Raw genomic sequence first — 8,993 nt, 5'->3', positions numbered from 1 at the left:
CGCAATTTTCTTGACGAATAATTTTAATTCTCGGAGCGTTAAATTGGCAACAAATTTCTACACTGCGATCGGGCGAACCGTCATCAATGACTAGAATTTCAAAGTTTTTATAAGTTTGTACTAACACTGAACGAATTGTTGCTGCAATATATGGTTCACTCTTGTAAACCAGAACAATAACAGAAACTTTTGTCATCTTTAAGATTTGCACCCATTTCAGGGGTAGTAACATTTATCATACGGTAATGTTGCGTAAGAAAAACTTTCTTATAGTAATATTTTTTACTAAATGGCTTGCAGCTCAGCTCCGAGTCGAGCTAGAGCCGTAAAAATCCGTGCAAAAATCTATAATTAGTGAATGTAAAGCTAAACCCGAACTTGTCTCCACCTAATGACCACTGCTAACCGCCGCTATCACATCACCACTTTTGGCTGCCAGATGAACAAGGCTGACTCCGAACGCATGGCTGGCATCCTTGAGGATATGGGCTTCGAGTGGTCAGAAGACCCAAATGAAGCAAGTTTACTCCTCTACAATACTTGCACGATTCGGGACAACGCCGAGCAAAAAGTTTATTCCTACTTAGGTAGACAAGCGAAGCGCAAGCAGGAACAAGCAGACTTAACAATAGTCGTCGCTGGTTGCGTGGCACAGCAGGAAGGAGAAACACTGCTGCGACGAGTACCGGAAATCGATCTCGTCATGGGACCCCAACACGCTAATCGTTTAGGAGAACTGCTAGAACAGGTATTCGACGGCAATCAAGTTGTAGCAACAGAACCCATTCAAATTGTCGAAGATATTACGAAACCGCGCCGCGACAGTACCGTAACTGCTTGGGTTAATGTGATTTATGGTTGTAACGAACGCTGTACTTACTGCGTGGTTCCCAACGTGCGCGGCGTAGAACAGTCTCGCACGCCGGAGGCGATCGCAGCAGAAATGTTAGAGTTGGGCAAACAGGGATATAAGGAAATTACCTTACTCGGTCAAAATATCGATGCTTATGGGCGCGACTTACCAGGAACTACCCCAGAAGGCAGACACTTACACACGCTGACAGATTTACTCTACTACGTCCACGACGTACCAGGAGTCGATCGCCTCCGTTTTGCTACCAGCCACCCGCGTTATTTCACCGAACGATTAATTCGTGCTTGTGCGGAGTTACCCAAGGTATGCGAGCATTTTCACATTCCCTTCCAATCGGGAGATAATGAAATCCTCAAACGGATGTCACGGGGTTACACGCACGAAAAATATCGGCGGATTATCGATAAAATTCGGCAACTGATGCCCGATGCTTCAATTAGTGCTGATGCCATTGTCGGCTTTCCTGGGGAAACTGAAGCACAGTTTGAAAATACGCTCAAATTAGTGGCAGATATTGGTTTCGACCATTTGAATACAGCAGCTTACTCCCCACGTCCTGGGACTCCCGCTGCTTTATGGGATGCACAATTAAGTGAAGAAGTCAAGAGCGATCGCCTGCAAAGATTAAATCATTTAGTTGCTACCACAGCTCAAGCGCGATCGCAGCGTTATTTAGGTAGAGTTGAGGAAGTTTTAGTCGAAGACCAAAACCCTAAAAACCCCCAACAAGTGATGGGAAGAACGAGGGGAAATCGTTTGACGTTCTTTGATGGCGATATTGTCCAGTTCAAGGGGAAATTAGTTACAGTCAAAATTACTGAAGTACGGGCTTTCAGTTTGACAGGAGAACCGATAGAGGCGCGTCAATTGGTAGTTGGTTGACAGTTGACAGTTATCAGTTATCAGTGTAGAAAGCTGACTGTAACCGAAGGTGCGATCGATTGAGGATTGTTGTAGCTGAGTAGAGGTTTAATCATGCCTACTATTGCCAAACACAATGAGGCGATCGCAGTCATCATTATTTTTGCTGTAGAACCAGAACAACAGCAGGAACTAATAAATACAATTGTTGAATTCGTGGAGGCAGACGTAAAGCATCAACCTGGTTTTGTTTCATCGAGTCTCCACAAAAGTTTAGATGGTATCAGAGTTCTAAACTACGCTCAGTGGAAAACTCTAGAAGATTACAAAGCTTTCCTCAATAACTCTGAAGTACAAGCGCGGGGAGCGGCTAAATTATCCAATTTTCATTTACTAGACTCCCGTGTATACGAGGTAACGATTTCTTTACCGGAATCGGCAGACCTCACAATTTCTCCAGGGCGCTTAATTCACCTGGGAGAATTTAGAATGAAGCCAGAAAATCAGTCTCGCTTGATAGAGCTAGAGCGAGAAAACGTCACAATTGCGTTAGAACACCCCGATCTATTATCTGCAAATTTTCACCGTTCGCTTGATGGGACGCGCACGATGAATTATGGATTTTGGCAAACTCTCGATAATTTTGAACTGCTAGTCAAAGAACCAAAGTTTGCCCCCGTGCGGGAATATTGGCAAGGTTTATCAGAAAACGAATTTCACCTATATGAAGTTGTTTTTACCGAACCTCATGAGTAAAAGTCAAAAATTAATTTTTTTTACACTCTGCTCCCTGCTCCCTGCTCCCTTTATTCACTAATAACTGAATTATGCAAGTTCGTACCTCTTACACTAGACTTTTAGTTACCGATTTGAAAGCTTGTTTTGCTTTTTATCGGGATATTTTGGAATTTAAGGTAATAGTAGATGCTACTCAGGAAGGGTATGCTGAATTTGCCGCTGGAGATATGAAACTAGCAATCTCGCAACGGCAAGAAATGGCAGAAATAATTGGCAGCGATCGCCTCCCACTTCATGCAGAATGTCAAGATCGCGCCGTATTAGTTTTTGTAGTTGCCGATATAGAAACAGTTTGTCACGAATTAAAACAAAAGGGAATTAAATTTACTAGAGAGCTAATGAGTAATCCTAGTTACGATCTCAAAACTGCTTATATACGCGATCCTGATGGAAACTTAATTGGGATTTATCAATATATGATTTGACCAAATTTATATCTCAATAGGTCTGCAATTGAGTTGACAATATAGCTCTCCTTGCTTTACCTTGAAATATGCATGAGGAACTATCGCTCGTTTGAAATACAAAGTAGAAATTAAGAGAGTAGCGATTTTAAGAATTAATCGTTACTTTTCTTGCTTTCAACTAGCTAGATCGAAATAAATCGAGTTGATTTAAACACTTCAAACCAAAACGTACAACTGACAATTCGATCGCGCCATAGAGTAAACCAATTCAGTAATTGGAGAGTTTTATGACATCTGTGCAAAATTCTCGCGTCTGGTTGATTACAGGTAGTTCCAGTGGTTTCGGGAGAGCGATCGCCCAAGCAGTATTAGATCGGGGCGAGAAAGTCGTGGTAACGGCACGAAATCCCCAACATGTTGAAGATATTCAGACAAAATATCCAGATCGCGCTCTAGCAGTGCAGCTAGACGTGACTCAACCAGCACAAGTCAAGGCAGCAGTAGAAACAGCGATCGCTAAATTCGGACGCATTGACGTATTAGTCAATAATGCTGGCTACGGTACAATGGGGGCGTTGGAAGAACTCAGCGATGAAGCAACTCGCCGCCAGTTTGAAACGAATGTTTTTGGGGCGCTGAACATGATGCGAGCAGTGCTACCCTCGATGCGACAGCACCGCAGTGGATACATTCTCAACCTTTCTTCGGTAGGTGGTTTTGTGTCCTTTCCTGGTGCTGGAATTTACTGTGCGACTAAGTTTGCTCTAGAAGCCTTGTCTGAAGCACTTGTCAAGGAAGTAGAGTCGTTAGGGATTAAAATTATCATCGTCGAACCAGGGGCGTTCAGGACAGATTTCAACGGGCGATCGCTCGTCCTAGCTGATACTCAAATTGCCGACTACGAACCCGTAATTAGTGGTTTCCGTCAGTGGCTGCAAGATATGGATGGTAAGCAACCGGGCGATCCCGTTAAAGCAGCCGAGGCAATGATCCAAGCCGTAAATAGCGACAACCCACCTTTACGACTCGCTTTAGGTGCAGATGCCGTGGGTGCAATTGAATCAAAACTAGAATCAGTCAAGGCAGAGATGGAGGCTTGGAAAGACGTAGCCGTAAATACGGCTTATGAAGGGGCAGCTGTCGGTGCGATCGGAGGGTAAGCGATCGTTCAAATTTCCCCTACTTCTCCCATACCCATTCCATACCTCATACAATTCGTAAACTACTCACCGCTTAACCCCTTCGGGCTTCAAGCGGGAGCTTTGTCCAAGATCTCACCGCCGACAGGCAACAACGATAGTTGTCCTTCTATCTGGCAAGCAATCCCTCGAACTTCGGGCGAGTTTACAACAGTCGCCCCAAGAGCAGCAATATTCAGTGCAGCATTCAAGTCGGAGTCTATATGTTCCAAGCCACACCGCTTACAACTAAATTTCTTGCCATTCCTATCACCAATGGCGTGACAACGGGAGCAGGTCGAACTTGTGTAGGCGGCGGGTACGAAAACAATAGGGATTCCGTTCATCGCAGCTTTGTATTGAGTAAACAATCGCATCTGATAGAAAGCCCAATTGTTAGACCTTCTACGTTCCGTTTTGTTTCTCGGCTTTTCATTCAAGCTTTCTCGAATGTTGGTCAAATCCTCAAAAGCCAGTGCTGCGCCCAATTCTTTAGCTTCCGTTACCAATTCTTTACTAATAACGTGATTGATATGCCTCTGAAACCTACGTTCTCTGCCAGAGAGCCTTCGCAAAAGTCGCCTCGACGACCGCGTGCGTTTACGTTGAACGTTGCTTCTAACCCTGCTGTATCTGTCCCTGACTCCTTGCAACTGACTACCATTCCAAGCCAGAAGAGTGCTGGTAGTGGCAATGTCGCGCCTTCCGAGATCGACCCCAATCACCCTTGGGGTTTTACCCGTTGGTTCTGTCGGCAATTCCACAACGATATTGACGTAGTAACTACCATCATTACGTCGAACCAAAACTGCACTCGTCGGGGTTTGTCCTTTGAGCAAAGCTCGTTGGTAGTTACCAATCGACAAAGCGAAATTAACTCGACCAGAGATCAAAGTAATTCCCACCTTCCAATCGTCTTCGTAAAAGACAAAGGTTCTGGCATCCAAGGAGACGCTAGTGGGTCGGAACTTCTTCATTTTGCGAGTCGCTTTACTATTGTCAATTACCCGACGAATCGCCTGACAGACATGGTTAGCCTTCAAGCCAGTGCTTGCTTTAACCGCATAATACGTCAGGTGGTGCAATTTAGTTGTATTCCAGCAATCTTCAGCCTTAGCTACTGCCAGTATTTGATTACAGGCATTGGCAAATTCTTCAAAAGTGCGCTCAAATTGTGGGCGCACCTTCTCAGGGACTTCGAGCTTACAAGACACAGACAGAGATTGAGTCATGGGAGTATTATGCTTCATCCCGCACTCAAAAATCTAGTAGGCTGCAAAGATCCTGCCCTCCCTTTCCTAAGCAGGCGGAAGCGCGGGTTTCCCGCGCATTGGAGCTGCGTCCCCCACCAACCCTTCGGGTCTGGATGGGGATCTCCAGGGAGGTTGAAAAGATGAAAGCAATTCGGATGCACGCTTATGGTGGCGCAGATGTCTTGAAGTACGAAGACGCGCCACTACCTCAACCCGCAACAGATGAAGTTTTGATTCGGATTTATGCAGCAGGAGTTAATCCTGTAGATTGGAAGATTCGCGAGGGATATGTGGGTAAAACCTTCAATTTGCCTCATATTCTCGGTGCTGATGTTGCGGGAGTTGTGGAGTCTGTTGGTGATGCCGTGCAGCGACTGAAGCCAGGAGATGAAGTGTACGGCTACGCTAGCTTGCGGCGGGAAGGTACGTATGCTGAATACATCGCTGCTAAAGAATCGGAAGTCACGCTAAAACCCAAAAGTATCGACTTTATTCAAGCAGCAGCTTTACCAGTGGCAGCGCTGACATCTTGGCAGGCAATTTTCGATACGGCGCACTTAGAGGCAGGACAAAAAATTCTCATTCATGCCGCATCTGGTGGAGTAGGATCGATCGCCGTGCAATTGGCAAAAGCCAAGGGTGCGCATGTTATCGGTACGGCTTCTACTCGTAATACTGAATTTATCCGCAAATTGGGAGTAGACGAAGCAATAGACTATCAGGCGACACCATTTGAAAATGTCGTGCGCGATCTCGATGTGGTTCTAGATACAATTGGTGGTGAAACACGATCGCGATCGCTCAAAGTTCTCAAACCAGATGGGATACTCGTTTCAATTGTCAGCCCGCCACCAGAAAGTGCCAGCGTGCGAGTTGCTATTACCCACGTACAACCAAATGCGGCGCAATTAGATGAAATTACTACTTTCATCGACTCAGGGCAAGTTAAACCGCATGTAGAAACCGTACTACCCTTGAGCGAAGCCGCACAAGCACACCAGTTAAGCCAAAGCGGACGGACGCGGGGTAAAATCGTGCTGCGGGTTGACTAAAGGAGGAAAGCGGTAAATTTTTCTCCGATCGCCAAGCTACATACTAGTACCTATACTTAAATGAGTTGGTGTATTCAATCGATCCAACTTACAATCGGGCATGGAAAATCCTCGCCAACTAGCTTTTATCGCTCTCAAGGCAGTACATCGCGATGCATATGCAGATGTCGCTTTAGATCGGGTACTCAGTCAATCGAATTTAACCGCCATCGATCGCCGTTTGGTAACAGAATTAGTTTACGGTAGCGTTAGGAGAATGCGATCGCTCGATGCTTCGATCGATCGCTTAGCTAAAAAAAAATCTCACCAACAACCCCCCGACTTACGCACTATCCTCCATCTCGGCTTATACCAACTATGCTATCTGACTCAAATTCCCTCCTCTGCCGCTGTCAATACTACAGTGGAATTGGCAAAAACTAATGGTTTGGCTGGATTGAAGGGATTTGTCAATGGGATTTTGCGTCAATTTATACGGGAGATGGAAGGGAGCAGGGAGCAGGGAGCGCTTCGGTGCAGGGAGCAGGGAGCAGAGGGGCAGAGGGGCAGAGGGGCAGAGGGACAACAACTAACTGTCAACTGTCAACTGTCAGCTATCATCCCATTACCAAAAGATCCGGTTGAAAGACTAGGAATTCTACACAGTTACCCTAATTGGATGATTGAATTGTGGTTGGAACAGTTGGGTTTGGAAGAGACAGAACAACTGTGTGAATGGTTTAATCGATCGCCAGCAATCGATCTACGAGTTAATACTTTACAAACTTCCATCGAACAAGTAGAAACGCAGTTGCAAGCAGCAGGAGTGTCTGTAATGCGGCTTCCCCATCTACCCCAAGCTTTGAGGTTGACTGGCAATATCGGTGCAATTCAGAATTTGCCTGGATATAGTGCGGGATGGTGGACTGTCCAAGATAGTAGCGCTCAACTTGTGAGTCACGTACTCGATCCGCAAGCGGGAGAAGTTGTGATTGATGCTTGTGCTGCACCTGGAGGTAAGACAACTCACATAGCCGAATTAATGCAAGATCGTGGAACAATTTGGGCTTGCGATCGCACGACATCTCGCTTAAATAAACTTAAAACAAATGCCGAACGCCTACAATTGCGATCGATAAAAATTTGTCCTGGGGATAGCCGTTCTCTGCCTCAATTTACGAATATAGCCGATCGCGTGTTGCTCGATGCTCCCTGTTCTGGATTGGGAACTTTGCACCGCCACGCCGATGCTCGTTGGCGACAAACACCCGCATCAGTGCAAGAACTTGCTAGCCTACAAAAAGAACTACTCGATTGTACGGCTACTTGGGTTAAACCTGGTGGTATTCTTGTATACGCCACTTGCACTCTTCATCCTTTAGAAAATGAAAGAGCAGTGGAATGGTTTTTATCTAGCCATCCCCAATGGCAAATCGCTCCTCCCCCGTCCGATTCTCCTGCAGCTCCATTTTCCACTGCGGCAGGTTGGTTGAAGATCTTTCCCCATCAGCATCAAATGGATGGCTTTTTTATGGTTCGATTGAAGAGAAGGGAGCAGGGAGTAGGGAGCAGGGGAGTAGGGAGCAGAGGGGCAGAGGAGCAGGGGAGCAGGGGAGAACCAACTACCAACTACCAACTACCAATTACCAATTACCAATTACCAATTAGCAAAAATGACTACTAATTCTAATACCAAAAATTTAATGAAAATCTTGATCGGTGCTGCTTGGTTGGACGGCAAAATTCAACCGGAGGAAAGGAAATATCTTCAGCAAGTCGCTCAAGCAAAAAATTTGGCTGACGATCCAGAGATTCGACCTTTACTCAACGAACTCCGAACAGTACAGCCTACAGAATGTTATGAATGGATTCAAGCACATTTAGGCGATCGCCCTAGTGAAACAGCTTATCAAAGTTTGATTGAAGCTATTAGCGGCTTAATTTATAGTGATGGCGATGTTGCCGTAGAAGAAGCTCAATTGCTTAACAAAATAGAGTCTTCTCATTCAGAGGAAACACAGCATCATTCCATGCACAATTCCGCAATTCACGCAATCCAAAATCTCTACCGTCGTTGGGTAGAGACTCAAAATTAGTCATTAGTCATTTGTTATGAGTGGCTAGTGGCTAGAGATCGGTGGTTAGTAGCTGAATTCTTCATCCAGTCACTCCTCACCAGTCACTAATCGCTGATAACTAATAACTCTGTACAGACATTACATATAACGTCTCTACACTGACTTTTGACTTTTGACCTTTGACTTTTATTTTGGTTCGCCAACTCCAGGAGTTTCTTCTTTTTTCACTTCTGGTACTACGCCGGGACGCTCTTTATCTTCCCAACCTACAGGACGCTTGGAATTGTACCAAGCAACGGAACCAATTGTCGCAGCAGCAATAAAACCAACTACATATACTAGAGTTGCAGAGATTGGAAAGTGAGGCTGATTTACTGCCGCATCTGCTGCTGCTTGCATTAATATGTGCATAGTCATATTTCCTCAGATTGCTAATACTACTGTTTAGACCCTATACAAACAGAGTACCATTTCCATCCTCCCCAGGAAAGAAGCTCAGTGTCAGTTATCAGT

Annotated in this window: 10 protein-coding genes; 7 read left to right on the top strand and 3 right to left on the bottom strand. The window is 45.3% G+C overall.

What is annotated here, in order from left to right; translation table 11 throughout:
- The coding region (locus ACRC32_RS20825) for a glycosyltransferase family 2 protein (protein WP_438555762.1) at positions 1-196 on the bottom strand (196 nt) is incomplete at its 3' end.
- 195 nt (positions 197-391) lie between these two features.
- Here ACRC32_RS20825 and miaB point away from each other — a divergent pair.
- The 4 genes from miaB (at position 392) to ACRC32_RS20805 (ending at position 4,100) form a co-directional block, all read left to right on the top strand.
- A complete protein-coding gene (miaB, locus tag ACRC32_RS20820; protein WP_438555761.1) occupies positions 392-1,756 on the top strand; it encodes a tRNA (N6-isopentenyl adenosine(37)-C2)-methylthiotransferase MiaB in 1,365 nt (454 codons plus the stop codon).
- Positions 1,757-1,849: 93 nt separating this feature from the next.
- Positions 1,850-2,491 carry an antibiotic biosynthesis monooxygenase family protein gene (locus ACRC32_RS20815; protein WP_438555760.1) on the top strand — a complete coding sequence of 214 codons (642 nt, stop codon included), beginning with the start codon at positions 1,850-1,852 and terminating at the stop codon, positions 2,489-2,491.
- A 71-nt stretch (positions 2,492-2,562) separates the two neighbouring features.
- The gene (locus ACRC32_RS20810) at positions 2,563-2,958 is read left to right on the top strand and encodes a VOC family protein (protein WP_438555759.1); all 396 of its coding nucleotides are present in this window, start codon (positions 2,563-2,565) and stop codon (positions 2,956-2,958) included.
- Between the two features lie 269 nt (positions 2,959-3,227).
- Positions 3,228-4,100, top strand: coding sequence for an oxidoreductase (locus tag ACRC32_RS20805; RefSeq protein WP_438555758.1), 873 nt, complete (start codon positions 3,228-3,230; stop codon positions 4,098-4,100).
- Between the two features lie 89 nt (positions 4,101-4,189).
- Here ACRC32_RS20805 and ACRC32_RS20800 read toward each other — a convergent pair whose 3' ends face one another.
- Positions 4,190-5,350, bottom strand: a complete 1,161-nt coding sequence (locus tag ACRC32_RS20800) for an RNA-guided endonuclease InsQ/TnpB family protein (RefSeq protein ID WP_438555763.1) — start codon at positions 5,348-5,350, stop codon at positions 4,190-4,192.
- Positions 5,351-5,511: 161 nt separating this feature from the next.
- On the opposite strand from ACRC32_RS20800, the gene ACRC32_RS20795 reads away from it, so the two are divergent.
- The 3 genes from ACRC32_RS20795 to ACRC32_RS20785 all read left to right on the top strand — a co-directional run bounded on the left by ACRC32_RS20795 (position 5,512) and on the right by ACRC32_RS20785 (position 8,498).
- Positions 5,512-6,423: an NADP-dependent oxidoreductase gene (locus tag ACRC32_RS20795; RefSeq protein ID WP_438555757.1), complete on the top strand. Its 912-nt coding sequence runs from the start codon at positions 5,512-5,514 to the stop codon at positions 6,421-6,423.
- Positions 6,424-6,523: 100 nt separating this feature from the next.
- On the top strand, positions 6,524-8,086 hold the full coding sequence (locus ACRC32_RS20790) for a 16S rRNA (cytosine(967)-C(5))-methyltransferase (protein ID WP_438555756.1): 1,563 nt from the start codon (positions 6,524-6,526) through the stop codon (positions 8,084-8,086).
- Positions 8,076-8,498 (top strand): TerB family tellurite resistance protein, encoded by a 423-nt coding sequence (locus ACRC32_RS20785; RefSeq protein ID WP_438555755.1) that lies wholly within the window; start codon positions 8,076-8,078, stop codon positions 8,496-8,498. Before ACRC32_RS20790 ends, ACRC32_RS20785 begins: the two co-directional genes overlap by 11 nt.
- Before the next feature lie 168 nt (positions 8,499-8,666).
- Here the strand turns inward: ACRC32_RS20785 and psb35 are convergent, their stop codons facing one another.
- Complete coding sequence (psb35, locus tag ACRC32_RS20780; RefSeq protein ID WP_039714974.1) at positions 8,667-8,891, bottom strand: photosystem II assembly protein Psb35; 225 nt, start codon at positions 8,889-8,891, stop codon at positions 8,667-8,669.
- Between the last annotated feature and the right edge of the window lie 102 nt (positions 8,892-8,993).

Origin of the sequence: Chroococcidiopsis sp., from assembly GCF_051657925.1 — a bacterium.
Lineage (GTDB): Bacteria > Cyanobacteriota > Cyanobacteriia > Cyanobacteriales > Chroococcidiopsidaceae > Chroococcidiopsis.
Note: the sequence above shows the minus strand (reverse complement) of the source record. Positions and strands in the feature narration are given on the sequence as shown.